Annotated in this window: 20 protein-coding genes and 1 pseudogene; 13 read left to right on the top strand and 8 right to left on the bottom strand. The window is 59.5% G+C overall.

Annotation, left to right across the window (positions count from 1 at the left end):
* Positions 1-20 precede the first annotated feature (20 nt).
* From AWM79_RS17360 to hemE, 11 genes are all read left to right on the top strand, one after another.
* Positions 21-1085: a pilus assembly protein PilM gene (locus tag AWM79_RS17360; protein WP_060783379.1), complete on the top strand. Its 1065-nt coding sequence runs from the start codon at positions 21-23 to the stop codon at positions 1083-1085.
* A complete protein-coding gene (locus AWM79_RS17355) occupies positions 1085-1651 on the top strand; it encodes a PilN domain-containing protein (RefSeq protein ID WP_060783378.1) in 567 nt (188 codons plus the stop codon). Before AWM79_RS17360 ends, AWM79_RS17355 begins: the two co-directional genes overlap by 1 nt.
* Positions 1648-2271 (top strand): type 4a pilus biogenesis protein PilO, encoded by a 624-nt coding sequence (gene pilO, locus AWM79_RS17350; protein WP_060783377.1) that lies wholly within the window; start codon positions 1648-1650, stop codon positions 2269-2271. The genes AWM79_RS17355 and pilO overlap by 4 nt, the downstream gene beginning before the upstream one ends.
* Positions 2268-2795, top strand: a complete 528-nt coding sequence (gene pilP / locus AWM79_RS17345) for a type 4a pilus biogenesis lipoprotein PilP (RefSeq protein ID WP_026013259.1) — start codon at positions 2268-2270, stop codon at positions 2793-2795. The genes pilO and pilP overlap by 4 nt, the downstream gene beginning before the upstream one ends.
* An 11-nt stretch (positions 2796-2806) precedes the next feature.
* On the top strand, positions 2807-4879 hold the full coding sequence (locus AWM79_RS17340; RefSeq protein WP_060784006.1) for a type IV pilus secretin PilQ: 2073 nt from the start codon (positions 2807-2809) through the stop codon (positions 4877-4879).
* Positions 4880-4883: 4 nt separating this feature from the next.
* The gene (aroK, locus tag AWM79_RS17335) at positions 4884-5402 is read left to right on the top strand and encodes a shikimate kinase AroK (RefSeq protein WP_042935610.1); all 519 of its coding nucleotides are present in this window, start codon (positions 4884-4886) and stop codon (positions 5400-5402) included.
* 149 nt (positions 5403-5551) lie between these two features.
* Positions 5552-6652 carry a 3-dehydroquinate synthase gene (gene aroB / locus AWM79_RS17330; RefSeq protein WP_060783376.1) on the top strand — a complete coding sequence of 367 codons (1101 nt, stop codon included), beginning with the start codon at positions 5552-5554 and terminating at the stop codon, positions 6650-6652.
* A gap of 10 nt (positions 6653-6662) precedes the next feature.
* Positions 6663-8246, top strand: a complete 1584-nt coding sequence (locus AWM79_RS17325; RefSeq protein ID WP_060783375.1) for an AAA family ATPase — start codon at positions 6663-6665, stop codon at positions 8244-8246.
* Between the two features lie 348 nt (positions 8247-8594).
* Complete coding sequence (gltB, locus tag AWM79_RS17320; RefSeq protein ID WP_060783374.1) at positions 8595-13043, top strand: glutamate synthase large subunit; 4449 nt, start codon at positions 8595-8597, stop codon at positions 13041-13043.
* 31 nt (positions 13044-13074) lie between these two features.
* Entirely contained in the window at positions 13075-14493 is a 1419-nt protein-coding gene (locus AWM79_RS17315) for an FAD-dependent oxidoreductase (protein WP_060783373.1), read from the top strand.
* Between the two features lie 153 nt (positions 14494-14646).
* A complete protein-coding gene (hemE, locus tag AWM79_RS17310; RefSeq protein WP_017132748.1) occupies positions 14647-15714 on the top strand; it encodes a uroporphyrinogen decarboxylase in 1068 nt (355 codons plus the stop codon).
* 113 nt (positions 15715-15827) lie between these two features.
* Here hemE and AWM79_RS26120 read toward each other — a convergent pair whose 3' ends face one another.
* The 5 genes and pseudogenes from AWM79_RS26120 to AWM79_RS17290 form a co-directional block, all read right to left on the bottom strand.
* The gene (locus AWM79_RS26120) at positions 15828-16583 is read right to left on the bottom strand and encodes a methyl-accepting chemotaxis protein (protein WP_425262059.1); all 756 of its coding nucleotides are present in this window, start codon (positions 16581-16583) and stop codon (positions 15828-15830) included.
* A 102-nt stretch (positions 16584-16685) separates the two neighbouring features.
* Positions 16686-17417 (bottom strand): annotated as a pseudogene (locus AWM79_RS26115) (cache domain-containing protein); the annotation flags it as partial.
* 320 nt (positions 17418-17737) lie between these two features.
* Positions 17738-19090 (bottom strand): oxalate/formate MFS antiporter, encoded by a 1353-nt coding sequence (oxlT, locus tag AWM79_RS17300; protein WP_060783372.1) that lies wholly within the window; start codon positions 19088-19090, stop codon positions 17738-17740.
* A 158-nt stretch (positions 19091-19248) separates the two neighbouring features.
* The gene (locus AWM79_RS17295; RefSeq protein WP_060783371.1) at positions 19249-20424 is read right to left on the bottom strand and encodes a CaiB/BaiF CoA transferase family protein; all 1176 of its coding nucleotides are present in this window, start codon (positions 20422-20424) and stop codon (positions 19249-19251) included.
* An 18-nt stretch (positions 20425-20442) separates the two neighbouring features.
* Positions 20443-21135 (bottom strand): GntR family transcriptional regulator, encoded by a 693-nt coding sequence (locus AWM79_RS17290; protein ID WP_060783370.1) that lies wholly within the window; start codon positions 21133-21135, stop codon positions 20443-20445.
* 68 nt (positions 21136-21203) lie between these two features.
* On the opposite strand from AWM79_RS17290, the gene AWM79_RS17285 reads away from it, so the two are divergent.
* Positions 21204-21992, top strand: a complete 789-nt coding sequence (locus AWM79_RS17285) for an enoyl-CoA hydratase/isomerase family protein (RefSeq protein ID WP_060783369.1) — start codon at positions 21204-21206, stop codon at positions 21990-21992.
* A 23-nt stretch (positions 21993-22015) separates the two neighbouring features.
* Positions 22016-22921 (top strand): SMP-30/gluconolactonase/LRE family protein, encoded by a 906-nt coding sequence (locus AWM79_RS17280; protein WP_060783368.1) that lies wholly within the window; start codon positions 22016-22018, stop codon positions 22919-22921.
* A gap of 62 nt (positions 22922-22983) precedes the next feature.
* Here the strand turns inward: AWM79_RS17280 and lhgO are convergent, their stop codons facing one another.
* The 3 genes from lhgO to AWM79_RS17265 form a co-directional block, all read right to left on the bottom strand.
* Entirely contained in the window at positions 22984-24177 is a 1194-nt protein-coding gene (gene lhgO, locus AWM79_RS17275) for an L-2-hydroxyglutarate oxidase (RefSeq protein WP_017132741.1), read from the bottom strand.
* 121 nt (positions 24178-24298) lie between these two features.
* Positions 24299-25018: a FadR/GntR family transcriptional regulator gene (locus AWM79_RS17270; RefSeq protein ID WP_017132740.1), complete on the bottom strand. Its 720-nt coding sequence runs from the start codon at positions 25016-25018 to the stop codon at positions 24299-24301.
* Positions 25019-25233: 215 nt separating this feature from the next.
* Positions 25234-25539 (bottom strand): DUF2931 family protein (locus AWM79_RS17265; RefSeq protein ID WP_156430180.1); only part of this gene is annotated, 306 nt, incomplete at its 5' end.

Here is a 25539-nt window from a genome sequence, read left to right as displayed (position 1 = left end):
ATAGCAATAGGGAATCGGTAGTGCTTGGACTCTTTGGTAAAAAAGCGCATTCGCTCCTGGGGATCGACATCAGCTCCACTTCGGTAAAACTCCTCGAATTGAGCCGTTCAGGCAATCGATATCGAGTCGAGTCCTATGCCGTGGAACCGTTGCCACCTAACGCCGTGGTCGAGAAAAACATCGCCGAGCTCGAAGGCGTCGGTCAGGCGCTGGGGCGGGTGCTGCTCAAGGCCAAAACCAGCGCGCGCCATGTCGCGGTCGCCGTGGCCGGCTCCGCAGTGATCACCAAGACCATCGAAATGGACGCTGGGCTTTCCGATGACGACATGGAGAACCAGCTAAAAATAGAGGCCGACCAATACATTCCCTATCCTCTCGAAGAAGTAGCCATCGACTTCGAAGTCCAGGGGTATTCGGCGCGCAATCCCGAGCGTGTCGAGGTGCTGCTGGCCGCCTGTCGGAAAGAAAACGTCGAGGTGCGCGAGGCGGCGCTGGCGCTGGCCGGGCTCGTTGCCCGAGTGGTGGATGTCGAAGCCTACGCCCTTGAACGCTCCTTTGGGCTGCTCGCGGCACAATTGGCCAACGACCAGGACCGATTGACGGTCGCGGTGGTCGATATCGGCGCGACCATGACTACCCTGAGTGTCCTGCACAATGGCCGGATCATCTATACCCGTGAGCAATTGTTCGGCGGGCGCCAGCTCACCGAGGAAATCCAGCGGCGCTATGGCCTGTCCCACGAAGAGGCTGGTCTGGCGAAAAAACAGGGTGGCCTGCCCGACGACTATATCGCCGAGGTCCTGCTGCCCTTCAAGGATGCCGTGGTTCATCAGGTGTCGCGTTCCCTGCAGTTCTTCTTCGCCTCAGGCCAATACAACGAGGTTGACTACATTCTGCTGGCGGGTGGCACCGCCTCGATTGCCGGGCTCGATCAGCTCATCGAGCAACGGCTCGGTACGCCGACCCTGGTGGCCAACCCTTTCGCCGACATGGCGTTGAGCAGCAAGGTCAATGCCGGGGCTCTGGCCGGTGATGCGCCGGCCCTGATGATCGCCTGTGGCCTGGCCTTGAGGAGTTTCGACTGATGGCGCGGATCAACCTTCTCCCCTGGCGCGAGCAACTGCGCGAAGAGCGGCGCAAGCGCTTCCTGACAGCCCTGGTCGGGGTGCTGGTGGCGGCTGTTGGCCTGGTCCTGATGACGGACCAGTACATCAGTAACTCGATCAATCAGCAGGCCGCGCGCAATGCTTATATGAACAAGGAGATTGCCCAGCTCGATACGCGGATCAAACAGATCAGCGAGCTCAAGGCGCGTCGCCAGCAATTGATCGAGCGGATGAAGATCATCCAGGACTTGCAAGGCAACCGGCCAATCAGTGGGCGGATCTTCGATCAGTTGGCGCGGACTCTGCCTGATGGCGTGTATTTCACGGAAGTGAAGATGACCGGCAAGAGCATTGCACTCAGCGGCGCGGCGGAGTCCAACAATCGAGTCTCGGACTTGATGCGTAACCTCGATGCCTCCGAGTGGCTCGAAGCACCGAGCCTGACCGAGGTCAAGGCGACAACGGCCGGTGCGCTGGACCAGGCGAATGTGTTCCAACTGAACGTGCGGCAGACTCAGCCCCCCGTTCCGGGAAGCACCCAATGAATGTCTCCGAGTGGTTGGGAAACCTGCGCCAGATCGACCTTGCCGATCTCGACATGCAGAACATTGGTTCCTGGCCCACGGCGGTTAAGGGCGCCTGCGGTGTCATCGTCGCGGTCGTGGTGCTGACGCTGGGCTATAACTTCTATGTCAAGGACCTGATCGACCGGTTGGACCAGCAGCGGGCCGCGGAGATCACGTCTAAGGAGCAATTCGCGACCAAGGCGCACCTGGCGGCTAACCTGGAGGCCTACACTCAGCAGATGCTCGATATGGAAGCGTCTTTCGGTGCACTGCTCAAGCAATTGCCTAGCGATACCGAGGTCCCGGGATTGCTGGAAGACATCACCCGTACCGGGCTTGGCAGTGGGCTGGAGTTCGAAGAGATCAAGCTGTTGCCCGAGGTGGCGCAGCAGTTCTATATCGAGCTACCGATCCAGATCACCGTGACCGGCGCTTACCATGACCTGGCAACCTTTGTCAGTGGCGTGGCCAGCCTGCCGCGAATCGTCACTCTGCACGATTTCCAAATCAAACCGGTCGCGCCGAATAATGGCAATAAGCTACGCATGAGCATTCTCGCCAAGACCTATCGCTATAACGACAAGGGGCTGCACAAATGAGCGGCTGGCGTGGCGGATGCGTAGCAATGGTCGCGGTGCTGCTGGCCGGCTGTGGCAACAGTAACGACTTCAGTGACTTGGATGCCTACATGCGTGAAGTGCGCGCGCGTCCGGTCGGCAATATCGAGCCAACACCGAAGTTTATTTCCTATGAGGCATTTACCTACAACGCCGCATCGTTGCGCAGTCCGTTCCAGCCACCGGTCAAGATCGATCTGACGAGCCGCCAGAAAGGTACTCGCGAGGTCAAGCCGGATCCGAACCGGATCAAGCAGTTTCTCGAAGGCTTCAATATCGAACAGTTCGAGATGGTCGGCACACTTTCCAATGCCAGCGGTACCTACGCCTTGCTGCGTGGAGCCGATGGTGTTCATCGATTGAAAGTAGGTGATTACCTGGGGCGCAACGAGGGTCGGATCGTGGCCATCACCGACTCCCAGGTCGAAGTGATCGAAATCGTTCCAGACGGTGAAGGCGGCTGGCTGGAACGACCGCGCACCCTGCCTTTGAAAGAGCACTCATAGTGGAACTCGATATGAACAGGATTATTTGTACCTTCGGCATTTCGCTATGGATGGCGTTGGTGTCGTCGATGGTGCTGGCCGCCGACCTGAAGACCCTCGATATAGCGGCGCTGCCGGGGGACCGGGTTGAGCTGAAGCTGGCGTTCGACAGCCCGCCCTCCGCTCCCCATGGCTATACCACCGATCAGCCGGCGCGGATTGCCCTGGACCTGACCGGAGTGGCCAGCCGATTGACCACCAAGACCCGTGACCTGGGCGTGGGCAACGCGCGCAGCGTAACCGTGGTGGAGGCCAAGGATCGTACCCGGCTGATCATCAATCTGAGCAAGCTGGTGCCCTACAGCACCCGCATCGAGGGCAACAACCTGTTCGTGGTGGTTGGCCAGGACACTGTGCCCAGCGCTCACGACCAGGCCGGCGCCGTCCGACCGGTGGCGGTGGCGCGCCCGACGCGTGCGGCCCAAAAGCCCTACGTGCCGGCGGCAAAGGCCATTCGCAATATTGACTTCCAGCGTGGCGAACAGGGCGAAGGCAACGTGGTCATTGAACTCTCTGACCCGTCCATCAGCCCGGATATCCAGGAAAAAGGCGGCAAGATCAGCGTGGAGTTCCCTCGCACCCAACTGCCCGATCCCTTGCGTGTGCGCCTGGACGTGAAGGATTTCGCCACGCCGGTGCAATTCGTCAATGCCAGCGCGTCTGCCGAGCGGGCAAGTATTTCCATCGAGCCGAGCGGCGCTTTCGACTACTCGACGTACCAGACCGATAACAAGCTGACGATCAGTGTTCGCCCGCTGACCGTCGACGACCTGCAGCGGCGTAATGCCGAACGGTTTGTCTACAGCGGCGAAAAGCTCTCGCTGAACTTCCAGGACATCGAGGTGCGTTCGGTGCTGCAACTGATCGCCGACTTCACCCACCTGAACCTGGTGGCCAGCGACACGGTGCAGGGCGGGATTACCCTGCGCTTGCAGAACGTGCCGTGGGATCAGGCGCTGGACCTGGTGCTTAAGACCAAGGGCCTGGACAAGCGCAAGATCGGTAACGTCTTGCTGGTGGCGCCGGCGGACGAGATCGCGGCGCGTGAACGCCAGGAGTTGGAGTCGCAAAAACAGATTGCCGAACTGGCCCCGCTGCGTCGCGAGCTGTTGCAAGTCAATTACGCGAAGGCGGCGGATATCGCCAAGCTGTTCCAGTCGGTGACCAGTGCCGAGGCCAAGGGCGAGGAGCGTGGCTCGATCACCGTGGATGACCGCACCAACAACATCATTGCCTACCAGACCCAGGACCGCCTCGACGAGCTGCGGCGGATCGTGGCGCAGTTGGATATTCCGGTGCGCCAGGTGATGATCGAGGCGCGCATCGTTGAGGCCAATGTGGGCTATGACAAGCAACTGGGCGCCCGTTGGGGCGGCAGCGTCTCTGGCGGCAACTGGAGCGGCAGTGGCGGTGCGCCGACGCTGTCCAGGTTGACCGGCCAGAGCAACAGTACGCCGTTCGTCGACTTGGGCGCCACCACGGCGACTTCCGGTATCGGCATCGGCTTCGTGACCGACAACACGATCCTCGACCTGGAGTTGAGCGCGATGGAGAAGACCGGCAACGGTGAAGTCGTATCACAGCCCAAGGTGGTCACTTCCGACAAGGAAACCGCGAAGATCCTCAAGGGCACGGAGATTCCGTACCAGGAGTCGAGCTCAAGCGGTGCGACCTCAGTGTCCTTCAAGGAAGCCTCGCTGTCCCTTGAGGTCACGCCGCAGATCACCCCGGACAACCGCATCATCATGGAAGTAAAGGTCACCAAGGATGAGCCGGACTACCAGAATGTGCTGAACAACGTACCGCCGATCAAGAAGAACGAAGTCAACGCCAAGGTGCTGGTCAACGACGGCGAAACCGTGGTGATCGGTGGCGTGTTCTCCAATACCCAGAGCAAAACCGAAGAGAAGGTGCCATTTCTCGGCGATGTGCCGTATGTTGGCCGCCTTTTCCGCCGAGACATTGTCTCGGAAGCAAAATCCGAGCTGCTGGTATTCCTGACTCCGCGTATCATGAATAACCAGGCGATTGCTGTGAGTCGTTGATTCTGTGCGAAATTTGATTCTTGTTGGGCCTATGGGGGCTGGAAAGAGCACCATAGGTCGCTTGCTGGCCAAAGAGCTGCGTCTGCCTTTCAAAGATTCCGATAAGGAAATTGAACTGCGCACAGGCGCCAATATCCCGTGGATCTTCGATAAGGAAGGCGAACCGGGCTTTCGCGATCGCGAGCAAGCGATGATTGCCGAGTTGTGCGCGGCTGACGGTGTGGTCCTGGCCACGGGTGGCGGTGCGGTCATGCGTGATGAAAATCGCCAGGCGCTGCACGCTGGCGGGCGAGTGGTCTATCTGCATGCTTCGGTGGAGCAGCAAGTGGGACGTACCGCGCGTGATCGCAACCGTCCGTTGTTGCGTACCGCCGATCCGGCCAAGACATTGCGCGACCTATTGGCGATCCGTGATCCGCTTTATCGGGAAATTGCCGATCTGGTGGTGGAAACCGATGAGCGACCGCCGCGCATGGTGGTACTGGATATTCTGGAACGCTTGCAGCAGCTACCTCCCCGTTAAAGCGCGGGGCGAAATGCGCTATCCTCGACGCCCGCCACGCTCGGTGTGGGTTGTGGCTTAGGGCCATTGTCGGGCGTCGGAAACCAACGACGCCATCAATTGTTAATCCTGAGACTGGGCGCTCGCGTCCATCTTCACTGTGGGGACACATGCAGACACTTAAGGTCGATCTTGGCGAGCGTAGCTACCCGATTCATATTGGTGAAGGGCTGCTGGACACGCCTGAGTTATTGACGCCGCACATTGCCGGTCGCCAAGTCGCCATTATCTCCAACGACACTGTCGCTCCGCTCTATCTCGAACGCCTGAGCCGCAGCCTGGCGGCCTATTCGGTGATCTCGGTGATATTGCCCGACGGCGAAGCCTTCAAGACCTGGGAAACCCTGCAACTGATTTTCGATGGCCTGCTGAACGCTCGACACGACCGTCGGACCACGATCATCGCCCTGGGTGGTGGCGTTATCGGTGACATGGCCGGTTTCGCGGCGGCCTGCTATCAGCGCGGAGTGGACTTTATCCAGGTTCCGACTACCTTGTTGTCTCAAGTTGATTCGTCGGTGGGCGGCAAGACCGGTATCAATCATCCGTTGGGCAAGAACATGGTCGGTGCCTTCTATCAGCCCAATGTGGTGCTGATCGATACCGCGACCCTGAACACTCTGCCGGCGCGCGAGCTTTCGGCGGGCCTGGCCGAAGTCATCAAATACGGCCTGATCCGCGACGAGCCGTTCCTGACTTGGTTGGAAGAGCATGTCGATGCGCTGCGCGGCCTCGACCAGGCGGCGCTGAGCGCGGCCATCGAACGCTCCTGCGCGGCCAAGGCGGCCGTGGTCGGTGCCGATGAGCGCGAGTCTGGGGTGCGCGCTACCCTCAACCTCGGACATACTTTTGGCCATGCCATCGAAACCCATATGGGCTACGGTGTCTGGCTGCATGGTGAAGCCGTGGCCGCCGGAACGGTGATGGCGTTGGAGATGTCTGCGCGTCTGGGCTGGATTACCGACGCCGAGCGCGATCGCGGTATTCGCCTGTTTCAGCGTGCGGGTTTGCCGGTGATTCCTCCGGAGGCGATGACCGAGGCTGATTTTCTCGAACACATGGCCATTGATAAAAAAGTGATCGACGGTCGTTTACGTCTGGTGTTGTTGCGCCGCCTGGGCGAAGCCGTAGTGACCGACGATTATCCGAAAGAGGTTCTACAGGCCACGCTGGGGGCGGATTACCGCGCTCTGGCCCAGCTTAAAGGTTGATAAGATCCCGATGACTAGTTTACATGCCGACGAGGCTTTCCTCGGCCATTATCAGTTGCATCACGACCCTTTTGCTCCACGGGTGCCTGGCTTCAAGTTTTTCCCGGCCCAGCGCAAGCCGGTGTTGGGGCAGTTGCATCACCTGGCCCGCTACAGCCAGTTGCTGCTGGTGGTGACCGGGCCGCAGGGCAGCGGCAAGACCCTGTTGCGCCAGGCGCTGGTGGCGAGCACCAACAAGCAGTCAGTGCAAAGCGTGGTGGTGTCAGCTCGTGGCGCTGGCGAGGCGGTTGGCGTGTTGCGCCAGATCGCCCAGGCACTGAATGTGGCTCAGGCCGATATCGGCTCGATCCTGGCGCAGGTGGTGCAGTTGGCGTTGACCGGCCAGGAAGTCTATCTGCTGGTGGACGACGCTGAACAACTGGATGATTCAGCGATCGAAGCCTTGCTGGCATTGGCGGCAGGCGCGCCGGAAGGTCGTCCACACGTCTTTCTGTTTGGCGAGTCGTCGATGATTGCCGGCTTGGAACAGCAGGAGGCGCAGGAAGAGCGCTTCCACGTGATCGAATTACAGCCCTACACCGAAGAAGAAACGCGCGAGTACCTAGCGCAGCGTCTTGAAGGCGCGGGCCGGGGAATCGAACTTTTTTCCGCTGAGCAGATCACTGAGATTCACCAAAGCGCCGAGGGTTGGCCTGGCAACATTAACCAGGTCGCCCGTGACGCCATGATCGAAGCCATGATTGCCAGCCGCTCCGCGGTCAAGCGACCAAGTATGGGGTTCAAGATGTCGAAGAAATATGTGTTGGCATTGTCTGGGGTAGTGGTGGTCGCTGTCGCTGCGGCCTGGATGAGTTCCGGTCGCAGCAAGGCGCCGGTGACGGCGGGTGCGCCAGCCGGTGAGCAGGCCCAGTTACCGCTGGGGCAAACACCGAAGCCGAATGCCGTGGGTGGCCCGGCGGTCGAATTCGCCGGTAATTCGCAACCGATGCCGCTGCCGTTGGTCGGCCAGTCGCAGCCGGTGATGCGTGGCCCGCTCGCCGAAGCCGCGGGTGGCATGAGCGAAGGTGACGACGGCGCTGCGCCAGTGGTCGATGGCGGTGTGGCTCAGCCTCCGACTGTCACCACCACGGCACCGCCTCTGGGTGTGCCGGCCGGTCCTGCTCCCACTCCTGCCGCCCGCCCGGCGGCTCCAGCCCAGGTGGCCGTGGCCAAGCCGGCAAGCCCGGTCGCCAAACCCGCGCCAGCCCCAGCGCCCGCCAAGCCCGCGGTCAAGACCGAGAAGCCGGTAGCGGCCAAGCCTGGCGCTGGTGGCAACTGGTACGCCGGTCAAGCACCGAGCCACTACGTGGTGCAGATTCTCGGTACCAGCTCGGAAGCCACGGCCCAGAACTTCGTCAAGGAGCAGGGTGGCGAGTACCGTTATTTCAAGAAAGTGCTCAACGGCAAGCCACTGTATGTGATTACTTATGGCAGCTTCCCGAGCCGCGATGCGGCAGTTACTGCTATCAAGGCCTTGCCAGCGAAGGTTCAGGCTGGTAAACCTTGGCCTCGGACTGTCGCCAGCGTCCAACAGGACCTCGCCACAACTCGCTGATGATTCGGCGGCCTTACCCAGGCCGCGCTCCCGGCACCTCAAAACTTCCACTTGAGCGCGCAGCTTTAAAGCTGCGTGCCTTGTGGTGTCTGCGTCACAGTAGATTTGAGTCGTAGCGGTCAAAATTCAAAAAATATTTTGACTAGCACGAGATATCCCTTTAAACCTTTCATAAATGCGACATAGATTTGCGACATTTCGTCGCCAAATTTGTGAGCGTCTGTGTCGGTGTGTACAATGACCTCCCTTTTGCCCCTGCAAAGCCGGCATACGTTCGGCGTGGATGGTAAGCGGTTGAATTAAAAAGAAATTTGTCTCTATAAGAGGCAGCCTGGTGAGAAAGTGTCTATGAAAGCAGGTCTGTATCAACCCGATGAATTCAAGGATAACTGCGGTTTCGGCCTGATTGCCCACATGCAGGGCGAGCCCAGTCATCACCTGTTGCAGACGGCCATTGAGGCCCTGACGTGCATGACCCACCGCGGTGGGATCAACGCCGACGGCAAGACCGGTGACGGTTGCGGCCTGTTGATTCAAAAGCCGGACCAGTTCCTGCGTGCTGTCGCCAAAGCGCAGTTTGGTAGCGATCTGCCCAAGCAGTATGCGGTTGGCATGGTGTTCTTCAATCAGGACCCCGTCAAAGCCGAAGCGGCTCGTGAACACATGAATCGTGAAATCCTCGCCGCGGGCCTGCAGTTGGTGGGCTGGCGCAAGGTGCCGATCGATACCCGCGTCCTCGGTCGTCTGGCCCTGGAGCGCCTGCCGCAGATCGAACAGGTATTCATCGGCGGCGAGGGCCTGAGTGACCAGGCGTTCGCTATCAAGCTGTTCAGTGCCCGTCGTCGCTCGTCGGTGGCCAACGCCGCCGATACCGATCACTACATCTGCAGCTTTTCGCACAAGACCATCATCTATAAAGGCCTGATGATGCCGGCGGACCTGACCGCCTTTTATCCAGACCTCAACGATCCGACGCTGCAGACCGCTATCTGCGTGTTCCACCAGCGTTTCTCCACCAACACCCTGCCAAAATGGCCGCTGGCGCAACCGTTCCGCTTCCTGGCGCACAACGGCGAGATCAACACCATCACCGGCAACCGCAACTGGGCGCAGGCCCGGCGCACCAAGTTCGCCAACGACCTGATCCCCGATCTCGATGAACTGGGGCCGTTGGTCAACCGTGTCGGTTCCGACTCCTCCAGCATGGACAACATGCTCGAATTAATGGTGACAGGTGGTATCGACCTGTTCCGTGGCGTGCGCATGCTGATTCCACCGGCGTGGCAGAACGTCGAGACCATGGACGCCGATCTGCGCGCGTTCTATGAATTCAACTCGATGCACATGGAACCCTGGGACGGTCCGGCGGGGGTGGTCATGACCGAAGGCCGCCACGCGGTCTGCCTGCTCGACCGTAACGGCCTGCGCCCAGCGCGCTGGGTCACCACCAAGAACGGCTATATCACCCTGGCATCGGAAATCGGCGTGTGGAACTACCAGCCGGAAGATGTCATCGCCAAGGGCCGTGTAGGGCCTGGGCAGATCTTCGCCGTGGACACCGAGACCGGCCAGATCCTCGACACCGACTCCATCGACAATCGCCTGAAGTCGCGTCATCCGTATAAGCAGTGGCTGCGCAGGCACGCCTTGCGCATCCAGGCGACCATGGACGACAACGACCATGGTTCGGCGTTCTACAACGTTGAGCAGCTCAAGCAATACATGAAAATGTACCAGGTCACGTTCGAAGAGCGCGATCAGGTGTTGCGGCCGTTGGGCGAGCAGGGCTATGAGGCGGTCGGCTCCATGGGCGACGACACGCCGATGGCGGTCCTCTCCCAGCGTGTGCGCACCCCATACGATTACTTCCGCCAGCAGTTCGCGCAGGTGACCAACCCGCCGATCGATCCGCTGCGCGAAGCCATCGTCATGTCGCTGGAGATTTGTCTCGGTGCCGAGCGCAACATCTTCGAAGAGTCGCCGGAACATGCCTCGCGAGTGATTCTCAGCTCACCGGTGATTTCTCCCGCCAAGTGGCGTTCTTTGATGAACCTCGAGCGTCCGGGCTTCGAACGCCAGATCATTGACCTGAACTACGAAGAAAGCGTCGGCTTGGAAGCCGCCGTGCGCAACATCGCCGACCAGGCCGAGGAAGCCGTGCGTGCCGGACGGACCCAGATTGTCCTTAGTGACCGCCATATAGCACCCGGTAAGCTGCCAGTGCATGCGTCCCTGGCAACGGGTGCCGTACACCACCGCCTGACCGAGAAAGGCCTGCGTTGCGACAGCAACATCCTGGTCGAAACCGCTACTGCCCGCGACCCGCATCACTTTGCGGTGCTGATCGGCTTCGGTGCGTCGGCGGTCTATCCGTTCCTCGCCTATGAAGTGCTCGGCGACCTGATCCGTACCGGCGAAGTGCTCGGCGATCTGTACGAAGTCTTCAAGAACTACCGCAAGGGCATCACCAAGGGGCTGCTGAAGATTCTCTCGAAAATGGGTATCTCTACCATTGCCTCGTATCGTGGTGCGCAGTTGTTCGAGGCCATCGGCCTGTCCGAGGAAGTGGTGGGCCTGAGCTTTCGTGGCGTGCCGAGTCGGATCAAGGGTGCCCGTTTCGTCGACCTCGAAGCCGAGCAGAAATTGCTGGCGAGCGAAGCCTGGAGTGCGCGCAAGCCGATCCAGCAAGGTGGCCTGCTGAAGTTCGTCTACGGTGGCGAATACCACGCCTACAACCCGGATGTGGTCAGTACCCTGCAAGCCGCCGTGCAGCAGGGCGACTATGCCAAATTCAAGGAATACACCGCGCTGGTGGACAACCGTCCGGTGTCGATGATCCGCGACCTGTTCAAGGTAAAGACCCTGGACACGCCGCTGCCGATCAGCGATATCGAGCCGCTGGAGTCGATCCTCAAGCGTTTCGACTCGGCCGGTATTTCCTTGGGCGCCTTGTCGCCGGAGGCCCATGAAGCCCTGGCCGAAGCCATGAACCGCCTGGGCGCGCGCTCCAACTCCGGCGAAGGCGGCGAAGACCCGGCGCGCTATGGCACGCTCAAGAGCTCGAAGATCAAGCAGGTCGCGACCGGCCGTTTCGGCGTGACCCCCGAATACCTGGTCAACGCCGAAGTCCTGCAGATCAAAGTGGCCCAGGGCGCCAAGCCCGGCGAGGGCGGCCAGTTGCCTGGCGGCAAGGTCAATGGCCTGATCGCCAAGTTGCGTTATGCGGTACCCGGCGTGACCCTGATCTCGCCACCGCCGCACCACGACATCTACTCCATCGAAGACTTGTCACAGTTGATCTTCGACCTGAAGCAGGTCAATCCACAAGCGCTGGTCTCGGTGAAGCTGGTGGCGGAAGCCGGTGTCGGCACCATCGCCGCCGGCGTGGCGAAAGCCTATGCCGACCTGATCACCATTTCCGGCTACGATGGTGGTACCGGCGCATCGCCCCTGACCTCGATCAAGTACGCCGGTGCGCCCTGGGAACTCGGCCTCGCCGAAACCCACCAGACCCTGCGCGGCAACGACCTGCGCGGCAAGGTCCGGGTACAGACCGACGGCGGCCTGAAAACCGGCCTCGATGTGATCAAGGCCGCCATCCTTGGCGCCGAGAGCTTCGGTTTCGGCACCGCGCCGATGATCGCCCTGGGCTGCAAGTACCTGCGCATCTGCCACCTGAACAACTGCGCCACCGGCGTGGCGACGCAGAACGAGAAGCTGCGCAAGGATCACTACATCGGCACTGTGGACATGGTGGTGAACTTCTTCACCTACGTCGCCGAGGAAACCCGTGAGTGGCTGGCCAAACTTGGCGTGCGCCGCCTCGAAGAGCTGATTGGGCGTACCGATCTGCTGGAAATCCTCGAAGGCGAGACGGCCAAGCAGAACCATCTGGACCTGACCCCGCTGCTCGGCAGCGATCACATTCCGGTGGACAAGCCGCAGTTCTGCCAGGTTGACCGCAACCCGCCGTTCGACAAGGGTTTGTTGGCCGAGAAGATGGTCGAGATGGCCAAATCGTCGATCAACGACCTGAGCGGTGCCGATTTTTCCCTGGATATCTGTAACTGCGACCGTTCCATCGGTGCGCGGATCTCCGGCGAGATCGCCCGTGCCCACGGCAACCAGGGCATGGCCAAGGCGCCGATCAGCTTCCGCTTCAAAGGGACCGCCGGGCAGAGCTTCGGCGTATGGAACGCAGGCGGCCTGAACCTGTACCTCGAAGGTGACGCCAACGACTACGTCGGCAAGGGCATGACCGGTGGCAAACTGGTGATCGTGCCGCCCAAAGGCAGCGCCTATAAAACCCAGGACAGCGCCATTATCGGCAACACCTGCCTGTATGGTGCCACCGGTGGCAAGTTGTTCGCCGCCGGTACTGCGGGCGAGCGTTTCGCGGTGCGTAACTCCGGCGCCCACACGGTCGTTGAAGGCACGGGCGATCACTGCTGCGAGTACATGACCGGCGGTTTTGTCTGTGTACTGGGCAAGACCGGCTACAACTTCGGCTCGGGCATGACCGGCGGTTTCGCCTACGTGTTGGACCAGGACAATACGTTTGTCGACAAGGTGAACCACGAGTTGGTCGAGATCCAGCGGATCAGCGGCGAAGCGATGGAAGCCTATCGCAGCCACCTGCAACGCGTGCTGGACGAGTATGTCGAGGAGACCGACAGCGAGTGGGGTCGTAACCTCGCCGAAAACCTGGACGACTACCTGCGGCGCTTTTGGCTGGTCAAGCCGAAGGCAGCCACCTTGAAGTCGTTGCTTTCCAGCACCCGTGCCAACCCGCAGTGATGCGCCTGAAGAGTTTGATGAGGTTTTTGTAATGGCTGAACGTCTGAGTAACGACTTCCAGTTCATCGATGTCGGGCGCAAGGATCCGAAGAAGAAACTGTTGCGTCAGCGCAAGAAAGAGTTCGTGGAAATCTACGAACCCTTCAAACCCCAGCAGTCGGCCGATCAGGCCCACCGTTGCCTGGGTTGCGGTAACCCGTATTGCGAATGGAAGTGCCCGGTGCACAACTTCATTCCCAACTGGCTCAAGCTGGTGGCCGAGGGCAATATCCTCGCCGCCGCCGAGCTGTCCCATCAGACCAACACTTTGCCGGAAGTCTGCGGCCGGGTGTGCCCGCAGGACCGCCTGTGCGAGGGTGCCTGCACCCTCAACGACGGTTTCGGCGCGGTGACCATCGGTTCGGTGGAGAAATACATCACTGATACCGCCTTTGCCATGGGCTGGCGTCCGGACATGTCCAAGGTCAAGCCGACCGGCAAGCGGGTCGCGATCGTCGGTGCTGGCCCTGCGGGCCTGGGTTGTGCTGACGTGCTGGTGCGCGGTGGAGTGACCCCGGTGGTCTTCGATAAGAACCCGGAAATCGGCGGCCTGCTGACCTTCGGTATCCCCGAGTTCAAGTTGGAAAAGACCGTGCTGAGCAATCGTCGCGAAGTCTTCAGCGGCATGGGCATCGAGTTCCGCCTCAATACCGAGGTCGGCAAGGATGTGACCATGGAGCAACTGCTCGGCGAATACGACGCGGTGTTCATGGGCATGGGCACCTACACCTACATGAAGGGCGGCTTTGCCGGCGAAGACCTGCCAGGCGTGTATGACGCCCTGGATTTCCTCGTCGCCAACGTCAATCGCAACCTCGGCTTTGAAAAGTCGCCGGAAGATTTCGTCGACATGAAGGGCAAGAAGGTCGTGGTACTCGGTGGTGGCGATACGGCGATGGACTGCAACCGCACCTCGATTCGCCAGAGCGCCAAGTCGGTGACCTGTGCCTATCGTCGTGACGAGGCGAACATGCCCGGTTCGCGCAAAGAGGTGAAGAACGCCAAGGAAGAAGGCGTGAAGTTCCTCTACAACCGCCAGCCGATCGCGATTGTCGGTGAAGACAAGGTCGAAGGTGTGAAGGTGGTCGAGACCCGTCTCGGCGAGCCGGATGCCCGTGGCCGTCGCAGCCCCGAGCCGATCCCGGGTTCCGAAGAGATCATTGCGGCGGATGCCGTGGTTATCGCGTTCGGTTTCCGCCCGAGCCCGGCGCCGTGGTTCGAGCAGTTCAACATTCAGACCGACAGCCAGGGCCGGGTGGTGGCGCCGGAGCAGGGGCAGTTCAAGCACCAGACCAGCCATCCGAAGATCTTTGCCGGTGGCGATATGGTGCGCGGTTCCGACCTGGTGGTGACGGCGATCTTCGAGGGGCGCAATGCCGCCGAAGGAATCCTCGACTACCTGGGTCTTTAAGCGCTGCTGCGCTCGGCTATGCGGCGTTGCGACGCTTAAAGGACTGTCATCGTCCGCGACAAATTCAACCGATAAAACAAAAGGCACGGCTCTTTCCGTGCCTTTTGTGTCGCGCTCTGAGAAAATGCCCACACATTTTTTCCGGATGCCGATATGACTGCCCTGAAGAACGACCGTTTTCTGCGTGCTCTGCTCAAGCAACCCGTGGACGTCACTCCCGTGTGGATGATGCGTCAGGCCGGTCGCTACCTGCCTGAATACCGCGCCAGTCGCGCCAAGGCCGGCGACTTCATGAGCCTGTGCATGAACCCGTCATTCGCCTGCGAAGTCACCCTGCAGCCGTTGGATCGTTATCCGGGGCTGGATGCCGCCATCTTGTTCTCCGACATCCTGACCATTCCTGATGCCATGGGTCAGGGCCTGTATTTCGAGAGTGGCGAGGGCCCACGCTTCAAGAAAGTCGTCAGCACCCTGGCGGATATCGAAGCGCTGCCGATCCCCGATCCACAGAAGGACCTGGGTTATGTCATGGACGCAGTCAGCACCATTCGCCGTGAACTCAACGGTCGGGTGCCGCTGATCGGTTTCTCGGGCAGCCCCTGGACCCTGGCCACTTATATGGTCGAAGGCGGCTCGTCGAAAGACTTCCGCAAGACCAAGGCCATGCTCTACGACAACCCGCAGGCCTTGCACCTGCTGCTGGACAAGTTGGCCCAATCGGTCACCGCGTACCTCAACGGGCAGATCCTGGCGGGCGCCCAGGCGGTGCAGATCTTCGACACCTGGGGCGGCAACCTGTCGGCGGCTGCCTATCAGGCGTTCTCCCTGGCGTACATGCGCAAGATCGTCAGCGGGCTGATCCGCGAACATGAAGGGCGCCAGGTGCCGGTGATCCTGTTCACCAAGAACGGTGGCTTGTGGCTGGAAAGCATTGCCGAGGCGGGTGCCGACGCCCTCGGGCTCGACTGGACCTGCGATCTGGGCGAGGCCCGTCGCCGGGTGGGCGCCAAGGTCGCGCTGCAAGGCAACATGGATCCGACCGTGCTGTATGCCAAACCTGAAGCGATCCGTGCCGAAGTGGCGCGGATCCTCGCCAGCTACGGTGACGGCTCGGGCCATGTGTTCAACTTGGGCCATGGCATCACCCCGGAAGTCGACCCGGAACATGCCGGGGCGTTTATCCACGCCGTGCACGAGTTTTCCGCGCGCTACCATCACTGAGCCAGCGCTCAAAGCCCCGTTTCGGCGGGGCTGTCAGTCGTTCTTTCGATCTGCTCTGGTTTGTTCTGTCGGGTATCTTTTTTTTGGAAATCGGGTTTCCAGGGGAGCCTGGATCAGATGCGAAATTGCCCGACCAGCTTGCCCAGGCGTTGACCCAGGTCTGCCAGGCTGCGCGAAGTTTGGGCGCTTTGCTGCGTCTGATCGGCGACACTGTCCGCTGCCTCGGCGATCTGATGCATGTTACGGTTGATCTCTTCGGCCACGGCGGTCTGTTCTTCGGCGGCGCTGGCGATTTGTGCGTTCATCGAGTTGATGGTGCTCATCAGCCGCGCAATGGTATCCAGTGATGCCCCTGCTTCATTGGCTTGCACTGACGTATCGTCACCGGCCTGGCTGGAGCGGCGCATGGCCTCTACTGCACCCTGTGTACCCTGTTGCAGGCGATCAATCATACTCTGGATCTCCTGGGTACTCTGCTGAGTGCGGCTGGCCAGTGCGCGCACCTCGTCAGCCACGACCGCAAAACCACGTCCGGCTTCCCCCGCCCGTGCCGCCTCAATGGCGGCGTTGAGTGCCAGCAAGTTAGTCTGGTCGGCGATGGAGCGAATTACCCCAAGCACGCTGACAATCGACGAAACGTCTTTTTGCAGGCTGTCCAGAGAAGTGCCGCTGTTACGAATATCGTCAACCAAGGCGTGAATCTGCTTGATGTTGCCGTTGACCACGCGCTTGGCCGCCTGACCTTCCGCGTCGGTTTGTTGGGCTGCCACTGCTGCCCCTTGTGCGTTTTTTGCCACTTCGTGGGCGGCGGCGGACATTTGGTTGATGGCGGTCGCCACCTGATCGGTCTCGTGGCGCTGGCGCTCCATCGCCTGTCCCGAACGATCGACCTGGTCAGACACTGCGCTGACCAGCCCGGTCAATTGCAGGGTCATTTCGGCAATTTGCCGGACCAGACCATGAATTTTGTCGACAAAACGGTTGAACGAGGCGGCTAAGTCGCCTAATTCATCGCCACTGGTGACGGTCAAGCGGCGAGTAAGATCGCCTTCACCTGCCGCGATGTCGTCCAGATTGGCTTTCATCAAGTGCAGCGGACGCACAATCGTACCCGCCAGAACGGCACCGACAATACCGATCACCACCAACAGCAGCAAAGCGATGCCAACGATACTGAGCAGCATGTCTTGCAGGCGTGTGTGGGCCTTCGTTTGGATCTCGAGGACTTGCCGCTCAATGCCGTCCAGATTAATCGAGGTGCCGATCATCAGGTCCCATTTGGGTAGCCATTGGCTGTAACCCAGTTTCGGCAACAGCTCGGTTTTGCCCAGTAATGTTGAGTTGTACTGGGTGTAATGCGTGCCGGCCTTCGCGACCGCGACCAGGTCCTGAATAAAATAGAGGCCGTTGGGGTCCCTGGCGTCCTTGAAGCTTTTACCGATGTCTTGCGGGCTGCTGCCCTTGAAGAGACGCACCGCTTCAGAGTCATAACCGAAGAAATAACTTTCCTTGTCATAGGTGATGGCCGAAAGCATCTTTATCACTTGCGCCCGTGTGCTCATGTCTCCTGGCGCCGAAGCTTCGTAGATTGGTTTGATCATGCCCATCGCCACCGCGACATAGTTTTGCAAGGTGATTTTGGCATCGGCCAGAAGGCGCTCGCGTGTTTCCTGGACCTCTTGCTGCTCCTGGCTCTGGAGCATGAATACCGTCGCGATGCTGATGACTACCGCAAAGGTCAACACCGGGAGCACTGCCAAGAACAGCATTTTGGTCTTTAGATTAAGACGCATAAATTTTCACTCTTGTTGGTTTTCAGTGTTGAGTTACCAGGTTTGACTGGCTGGTGGGCTGCGCGCTTAGTCCGTGAGTTCAAGTTCGGATGCCATAAGTCCATGGCCAAGGCGCTGTGACGAGTCATAGCCGGGCTATGGCGATGCTGATTGAGCACGAGCACTCGCAGCTCAGGTTATACCCAGTGTTGAGCTCTAGCGGGCGCTAACCCATAAATAGTCGGATGTTTCTATCGAGCGCTTATCGTTGCGCCGCTGATGGGTGATGCAGCATGACTGGTTTCGCGACTGTCGACTGGCGGGTTGGCATCATACTCAGCATTGCTGGTGATAATGAAATTGCGCCGCATCGGCGCCAGGACAAAGCGTGAGGCAATGGCCGACAACACGGCAATGATCGAGCAAAACACGAACACCGCATCCCAGGTACCGGTGATTTCTCGCAGTAGACTGCCGAACGGCACAATCAGCGCGGCGAAGCCTTTGGTGGTGAACAATGCACCGGCGTTAGCGGTCGCGTTTCGACTACCGTAGGTGTCGCCGATCATGGCAGACGAGATTGCGTAGATTTCACCCCAGCACAGGTAAATGAGCGGCGCGAAAATCAAGAACAAATATGGGTTATGGCCAAACTTGATGATTCCCAACAACGCCAAACCTTCGCCCAGGAAGACGAAGAACATCGTGTTTTCACGACCGAAGCGATCCGACAGCAGGCCGCACAATGGTCGGGTGAGACCGTTGACCAGGTTGTCGATCGACAGGGTCAGGGTCAGCAGCGGGATGACCGTCTGGAAGATCGACATGGGTATCGAGGCAATACCAAAGTCACGGGCAATCGAGGCAATTTGTGCCGTGGCAATGAGACCGCCTGCGGACATTGCGGTGAAAATCAGATAAGAGACCCAGAACACCGGCGTTTTCATCATCTGTACCGTGGTGTAATCGCGCTTGCCTTGCACGTTACGCGCAGACTTGGCGACTCGATCCGATTTGACCGGTTTGATCATAAGCATCGAAACCAGGAACACCGCGCCGCCGAGCAACAGACCGAACTTCAGGAATGCATGCTGGTAACCACTCAGTGTGATTTCGTTGGCAATCGGAATAATCGTCAATGCCGCACCGACCCCGAATCCGGCGGCTGCCAGGCCACCGGCAAAACCGCGCCGATCCGGAAACCATTTGAGCGCGATGCCCACGCAGGTGCCGTAGACACAGCCCGCGCCGGTGCCAGCCAATAGGGAATCCAGGTACAACATGTAAAGGGAACTGGTGTAAGCGTTCAGGACCCAGGCAATCATGATCAGGAGCGCGCCGCCCGCGATCACGGGGCGAGGGCCGAAGCGGTCCACCAGCATGCCTTCCAGGGGCACCAGCCAGGTTTCCGCCATGATGAATAGGGTGAATGCCACTTGGATGCTGAGTTCGGACCACCCCGTGGTTTCGTGAATAGGCCGTACAAACAGGGTCCAACTGTATTGCACGTTGGCGACAAGCCCCATACAGATAATCGCCAGTAGTAACTGTATCCAACGGTTGCCCAGGTTGAATCCAGTCGGTATCCCGCCTTTGCTGCTCATTTTCTATCCTCTTTATTGTTGTATTTGAGAGCTGTTCGGTAGAGCCCACTTCCTTTATCCGTGGCCGCCGCCGTGGCCGGTGCTGATGGTCGAGCACAGCAGAACGGCGCCGGCTTCCCTTGGCGTACACGGGTCTGAGGTAGATGGGGAGTGAAGCGTCAGTGTGTTTCGGCTAGCAGCTCAGCGCGAATCGCCGGACCATGTTCGTCGACCGAAGGCGCTCGCTGGCTTTGTGCTGCTTCTTCTTTTGCGAGTTGGCGCACCGGAGTGCGAACCGCTTTGAAGGAATAGCCGCTGTCGCTGGTGACATCGACGAACAATCCACGGGCTTCGAGTTGCGGGCTGGTAGCGATGTCGGCAATGGTGTTGATCGGCCCACAAGGAACCCCGGCATCGCCGATGACCTTGAGCCAATGGCTGCGTGGCTGGGTGCGAAACAGCGTCTCGAACTCGTTCTTCATCGCGACTTCGTTTTCGAGTCGCTTGGCGGGTGTGCAAAAGCGCTCGTCGTCGATCAGGTCCGGACGACCCAGTGCCTCGACCAGTTGGCGATAGAGCCCGTCGCCCACGGTGCAGACCACCATATAGCTGTCGGCGCAGGCATAAGCATCGAAGGGCACGATCAGTGGATGGCGCGAGCCCACGCGGCCTGGCACTTCGCCGGTCACGCTGTAGCGCATAAAATGGCTTTCAAGCAGTGCGACCTGGCAATCGAGCATGGACATGTCGACCCGCCCGCCGAGCCCTGTGCGATGGCGTTCATTGATCGCCGACACCACGCTCAGCGCAGCATAGACGCCGGCACCGAGGTCGCCGATTGAAGTGCCGACTCGTGTCGGCGGGCCGTCGGCCTGGCCATTGATGCTCATCATGCCGCTCAGGGCCTGCACCACGAGGTCGTAGGCGGGCAGGTTGCGCCATGGACCGGTCTGGCCGAAACCTGAGATCGAGGCGTATACCAGTCGTGGGTAACGTTCGGCGAGCATCTCGGCCGAATAGCCCAGCTTGTCCATGATGCCGGGACGGAAGTTCTCGATCAGGATGTCCGCTTGTTCCAGCATAGTCGCCAACACGGCACGGTCATCGTCGTTTTTCAGGTCCAGGGCAATCGATTCCTTGCCGCGGTTGATCGACATGAAATACGGTGAATCCTTACCCATAATCGGTGGCACCGTGCGTGATTCATCTCCCTTGCCTGGGCTCTCGATCTTGATGACCCGAGCGCCAAGGTCGGCCAGTAGCAGCGAGCAATAAGGCCCCGACAGGAATCGGGTCAGATCGACAACGATAAGATCTTTGAGCGGGCCGTGCCCAAGGGAAGCTGAAAGCGCCATGCGGTATCTCCGGTGGTGTCATGTAGTTCGGTCGGAGTCGGCGAGACTCTCGTCCGGAAGCGTCATTACAAATTCGGCAAACGACTGGCCCGCTACGGCAATGTGATCGACGGCTGCCCGGAAAGCGCCGTTCTCATCGTTGGTGGCGATGAACTCGACGATTTGCCGGTGTTCGGCGGCCGATTTCGCCATGCGCCCTGGCTGGTGAAAGATGTTGCGTCGGTACAGCTGAGAGCGCCGACGCAACGCCATCACTTGCTGGGCTAATGGCGCGTTGCGGGTACTGGCATACAAGATCCTGTGAAACTCCGCGTTAGCCGTGGCGAAGGTTTCGCGATCATTTTGTCGTGCCGCGTCTTCGCAGGCTTCGACCATCATCATCATTTCGGCCACTGTTTCGGTAGGCGAACGGCGCGCCGACAACATCGCGCACAGACCTTCCATATAAGAGAGCATCTCGACCAAGGCGAGCAGCTCCTTGGATGACAACTTCGAAACGAATGCCCCCTGGCGAGCGACCTTGTACACAAGGCCCTGTGCCAACAACTGCTGAATAGCCTCCCGAACTGGAGTGCGGGAGACGCCATAGCGCTCCGCGAGCGCTTTCTCGTCGAGCAGGTCACCTGGCAGGTAGCGGCCCTCGCTCATCTCAATCTCAATTTTTTCTCGAATCGTCGAAGCGAAATTCGGATGCAGCTTGCTTGCACTCATGTACTTCTTTCCTCTTCCGTAATCATACGTTAGGATTCTGTAATTACAACAACCATATTGGTAATTTTATGAGCCCTGTAGATCTAGCTCTCCCACCGCTGCTCAGCATCGATCGATCAATTGCTCGAATCACGTTGCAACGCCCGAAGCAGGCGAACCGCATTGAACATGACGACCTGGCTGTATTGCTGGAGCATTTTACGCACTTGTCCGGCAACAGCGCTGTACGGGCGGTAGTGCTGCAGTCGCAAGGGCGCCATTTCAGTTCCGGATACGACATCGGCAGTATCCAGAACATTGCGCTGAGCCAGCCTGATGGAATCATCGAAAACCCCTTCGAACCGGTGATCGAAGCCCTTGAGCGCTTGCCGCAGGTGACTATTGCCCGGCTGCATGGCGGTGTTTATGGTGGCTCCATCGACCTGGCGCTGGCCTGCGATTTCCGTGTGGGTGTGGCCGCCAGCGAGATGTTCATGCCGGCGGCGGCACTCGGGCTTCTTTATTACCCGTCTGGGATCAAGCGCTTTGTATCGCGGTTAGGTGTCGACCGGACCAAGCAACTGTTCCTGCTCGCCGAAAAGGTTTATGCCGAAGAAATGTTGCGCATTGGCTTCCTCACCGACCTGGTCGATGCCGACGCCCTGGATGCGCATGTCACAGCGCTAGCAAACTGTGTCAGTAGCCTGGCGCCGCTGGCCCTGAAAGAAACCAAGCGTGCGATCAATGCCCTTGCCCGAGGCGACTTCGATCTCGACGATTTCAAGCGCTGCGAAGCCCGCTTACTGCGCTCCAATGACTTGAAAGAAGGCCAGGCCGCCTGGCATGAGAAACGCCCGGCGAACTTTTCCGGTCATTGAGTCGAGTCTTCAGAGGGGTATCCATGAATCTTTCCTTTGCGCCACCGATACGACTCCATGGCGCTGTCGCGTTCTCTGTGCCGCAATCCCTGCGCTTGCACACACCCAGTGCATGGGCCAACGCAAATGCGGGTGGGGCGCAGCTGCACTCATTTCTGGAAGGGCCGGTGTTCGATGCTGCCGGCAATCTATATGTGACGGACATTCCCCACGGGCGGATTTTTCGCATCTCACCCGCAGGCGACTGGACCTGCGCCGTCGAGTATGACGGTTGGCCCAATGGAATGGCTTTTGCGCCTGACGGTCGGATGCTGATCTGCGACTACAAGCTGGGCCTGTTGAGCCTGAATGTGGATACAGGGACAGTCGAGCCGGTGTTGATCGGTCGCTATTCGGAGAGCTTTAAAGGCATCAACGACCTGTGTGTTTCGGCTTGCGGTGACGTCTATTTCACCGATCAAGGCCAAACCGGCATGCACGACCCGAGCGGACGGGTATTCCGGTTGTCGGTCGAAGGCCGGCTGGATTGCCTGCTGTCCAATGTCCCGAGTCCGAATGGCATTGTCCTGACACCTGACGAGACCGCCTTGTTCGTGTCGGCGACGCGGGCCAATGCGGTCTGGCGCGTGCCGTTGATGGCCGATGGCGGAGTGTCGAAAGTCGGCGTGTTCTGCTCGCAATTCGGTCCCGGCGGTCCGGATGGCATGTGCATGGACGAGGCGCACAACCTGTTCGTCGCGCATGTCGGCTTGGGTTGCGTCTTCGTTTATTCGCGACTGGGGGAACTGACGCACATCATCGAAAGCACGGTGGGTGCGCAGACTACCAATGTCGCGCTCGGTGCCGCCGCCGCCGATGGCACGCGCCTGCTTTATATCACCGAGGCGCAGAGTGGTTCAGTGCTCACCGTGCCCTGGAACCGCGGTTGATCGCACGGACTTGATGGCCGGCATAACCAGTGACTGGTTATGCCGCTTTAAATCTTCGCGGATCAAGCGTTGTTTAGCAGCCTATCGGCAATCATCTCACCGATTGGAATCGCGCAAGTGGCGGCCGGTGAGGGCGCATTGCACACATGCAACATGCGCGGGGTGTCGACAAACAGGAAGTCGTGCACCAAGGTACCGTCGCGCATGACTGCCTGGGCACGGATACCGGCTTCGTAAGGCTGCAGGTCCTCGACACTCAGCTCGGGACAGTATTTTCTGCACTGCTCCAGATAACCCCGTTTCCACAGCGAGTTCTTCATCTCCGTCATGCCTGATGACAGGTTTTCGCGCATGACCTTCCAAAAACCGGGGAAACGTAGGAATTCGATGATGTCGGCCAGGTTGACCGATGCTTTCGGATAACCCTCGCGCGCGAAGCCCAGCACGGCGTTAGGACCCACGGTGACGCTGCCATCGATCATGCGCGTCAGGTGTACGCCAAGGAACGGCAATTGCGGGTCCGGCACCGGATAAATCAGATGTTTCACCACTTCATTTTTCGACGGTGGCAGGCGGTAGTACTCGCCACGAAAGGGCACGATCTGATGATCGATGCGCAGCCCCGCCATCTTCGCCAGGCGATCGGACTGCAATCCGGCGCAGACGACCAACTGTTTGGCCTGCCATTGTTGTTCGGTCGAACCGATCTGCACCTCATCGCCGCGCTCGACAATCGAATTGACCTTGATCCCCATTCGGATCTCGCCACCCGCTGCCTCGATCAACCGTGCCATCACGTTGCAAATGGCCTTGTAGTCAACGATGCCGGTACTGTCGATCAGCAATGCACCGATACCGACGATATTAGGTTCCAGTGCAGAAAGATCCTGACCGTCGATCCGTTGCGGTGTCAGGCCATTCAATTGCGCGCGTTCGTGCAACGCTTCCATCCGCGTCATTTCCAGCGTGTTGGTGGCCACCACCAGCTTTCCGCACACATCGAAAGCGATGCCATGTTCGGTGCAGAAATCCTTCGTCGCCTGCGCGCCACGGCGGCATAGATCTGCCTTGAGACTGCCCGGCGCGTAATATACCCCGGCGTGAATCACACCACTGTTATGCCCCGTCTGATGCCGTGCGAGCGAGGTTTCTTTCTCCAGTAGGATGATCGATGCGCCAGGCCGGCGACGTGTCAATTCCAGCGCCGTAGACATTCCGACGATGCCGCCACCAATGATGCAAAAGTCATACTTCATAGAGGTCTCTCACGTAGTGAACCGGGTCAGATGGGCCTAGTGTTCTGAAAAGGTCATATTATCAGGTTGTCAGACAAGCTAGCTTAAACAACGCTGCGATAAAAGCGCCGATTTGCAGCCGCTATCGTGGTTTCAGCGATGGCATATCAATCGAGATCCGAAGCCGAGCCGCTGCCGCGATCAAATGGCGTTCCGAGCATTCAGCGGCGGCAACGCTATCGCGTGCCTTGATCGCCTCGAAAATCGCCTGGTGCTCAAGATGTGCGTCGCTCGGACCGCTGGGCTTGGTCGCCGAATTCGCCCAGGCGGCACGTCGGGCGGCGGCCAGTTGCCCGCGCAGAAAATCATGAAACGCCACGAAATAGGTATTTTGCGTCGCCGCGACAATCCCCCGGTGAAACGCCACGTCCGCTGCCGCCGCTGCATTTAGCTCCGCGCTCTTGGACTGCATTGTCGACAAGGCATTGCCGAGACACTTCAAATCGGCAACGGTACGCCGTTGCGCTGCTGCGGCTGCCGCTTGTGTTTCCAGCCAGACTCTCATCTCAAACAACCGACCGAGGTCCAGTACACCGTCCGCCTCGCCCGGAAACCGAAAGACCTTACCTTCAGGATGTTCGGAGACATACGAGCCCAAACCGCGCCGGGTAGTGAGTACACCGTCGGCTTTCAATTGAGAAACGGCTTCGCGAATGACCGAGCGACTGACCTGGAGCTGCTCGGCGAGCTCATGCTCGGTTGGCATCCGCGTAGAGGCGGCGAACCGGCCAGAGTCGATTTCAGCACGGATGGCCGAGACAGTGCGTTGAACCAGGGATTCGGAACGTTGAAGGACGAGCATTGAGTGAGATCTATTAGTCAGGTTGTCTGATAATAGAGAGCGAGAGTGGGGAGTCAAGAAGGTTGTGAAGGAGAGCGCTGACAAAAGATCCGCAGGCACACCCAGGACAGTTCGCCGCGCGCTTGACGCTCAACCGCGAGGCGGGATAAACACGCTTTTCCTCCGGGGCATCGCAGAGCCGATGCCGGGTCTTTATGTCTCAGGTGGCTTCGGTATCACCACGAACCATAGGGAATTCCGTATTTCTCGATGTATTCCTTGGCGGCTGGCTTCAGAGGCAATGCGTACCGGCCATCATTTTTACCGCCCGAAGGCCCCACTTTCACCACCCAGCCCTGCACCCGTGCCACGTCGATGGGTTTCAGGCATGCGCCCCCAAGCCAGACCCTGGCGATGCCCCCAGGGGCCAGGCCGACCGTCAGCATGTTCCGATAATCCGTGATCCATTTACCGTCAAATGCGCAGTAGGTTTTCTCGCCCTTGAGCATGGCCTGCCGGGTGGTCTCGGGAATAACGATATA

Origin of the sequence: Pseudomonas agarici (assembly GCF_001543125.1) — a bacterium.
In the GTDB taxonomy this organism is placed as follows: domain Bacteria; phylum Pseudomonadota; class Gammaproteobacteria; order Pseudomonadales; family Pseudomonadaceae; genus Aquipseudomonas; species Aquipseudomonas agarici.
This window is presented reverse-complemented; position numbering and strand designations above follow the sequence as displayed.

Excerpts from the sequence above, each read along its gene's own strand:
- AWM79_RS17280 (WP_060783368.1), top strand. The coding sequence starts at position 22,016 with ATGAATCTTTCCTTTGCGCCACCGATACGACTCCATGGCGCTGTCGCG.
- AWM79_RS17285 (WP_060783369.1), top strand. The coding sequence starts at position 21,204 with ATGAGCCCTGTAGATCTAGCTCTCCCACCGCTGCTCAGCATCGATCGA.
- AWM79_RS17290 (WP_060783370.1), bottom strand. The coding sequence starts at position 21,135 with ATGAGTGCAAGCAAGCTGCATCCGAATTTCGCTTCGACGATTCGAGAA.
- AWM79_RS17340 (WP_060784006.1), top strand. The coding sequence starts at position 2,807 with ATGAACAGGATTATTTGTACCTTCGGCATTTCGCTATGGATGGCGTTG.
- AWM79_RS26120 (WP_425262059.1), bottom strand. The coding sequence starts at position 16,583 with ATGGAGCGCCAGCGCCACGAGACCGATCAGGTGGCGACCGCCATCAAC.
- pilO (WP_060783377.1), top strand. The coding sequence starts at position 1,648 with ATGAATGTCTCCGAGTGGTTGGGAAACCTGCGCCAGATCGACCTTGCC.
- pilP (WP_026013259.1), top strand. The coding sequence starts at position 2,268 with ATGAGCGGCTGGCGTGGCGGATGCGTAGCAATGGTCGCGGTGCTGCTG.
- AWM79_RS17295 (WP_060783371.1), bottom strand. The coding sequence starts at position 20,424 with ATGGCGCTTTCAGCTTCCCTTGGGCACGGCCCGCTCAAAGATCTTATC.
- lhgO (WP_017132741.1), bottom strand. The coding sequence starts at position 24,177 with ATGAAGTATGACTTTTGCATCATTGGTGGCGGCATCGTCGGAATGTCT.
- gltB (WP_060783374.1), top strand. The coding sequence starts at position 8,595 with ATGAAAGCAGGTCTGTATCAACCCGATGAATTCAAGGATAACTGCGGT.
- aroB (WP_060783376.1), top strand. The coding sequence starts at position 5,552 with ATGCAGACACTTAAGGTCGATCTTGGCGAGCGTAGCTACCCGATTCAT.
- AWM79_RS17315 (WP_060783373.1), top strand. The coding sequence starts at position 13,075 with ATGGCTGAACGTCTGAGTAACGACTTCCAGTTCATCGATGTCGGGCGC.
- hemE (WP_017132748.1), top strand. The coding sequence starts at position 14,647 with ATGACTGCCCTGAAGAACGACCGTTTTCTGCGTGCTCTGCTCAAGCAA.
- AWM79_RS17270 (WP_017132740.1), bottom strand. The coding sequence starts at position 25,018 with ATGCTCGTCCTTCAACGTTCCGAATCCCTGGTTCAACGCACTGTCTCG.
- AWM79_RS17325 (WP_060783375.1), top strand. The coding sequence starts at position 6,663 with ATGACTAGTTTACATGCCGACGAGGCTTTCCTCGGCCATTATCAGTTG.
- oxlT (WP_060783372.1), bottom strand. The coding sequence starts at position 19,090 with ATGAGCAGCAAAGGCGGGATACCGACTGGATTCAACCTGGGCAACCGT.
- AWM79_RS17355 (WP_060783378.1), top strand. The coding sequence starts at position 1,085 with ATGGCGCGGATCAACCTTCTCCCCTGGCGCGAGCAACTGCGCGAAGAG.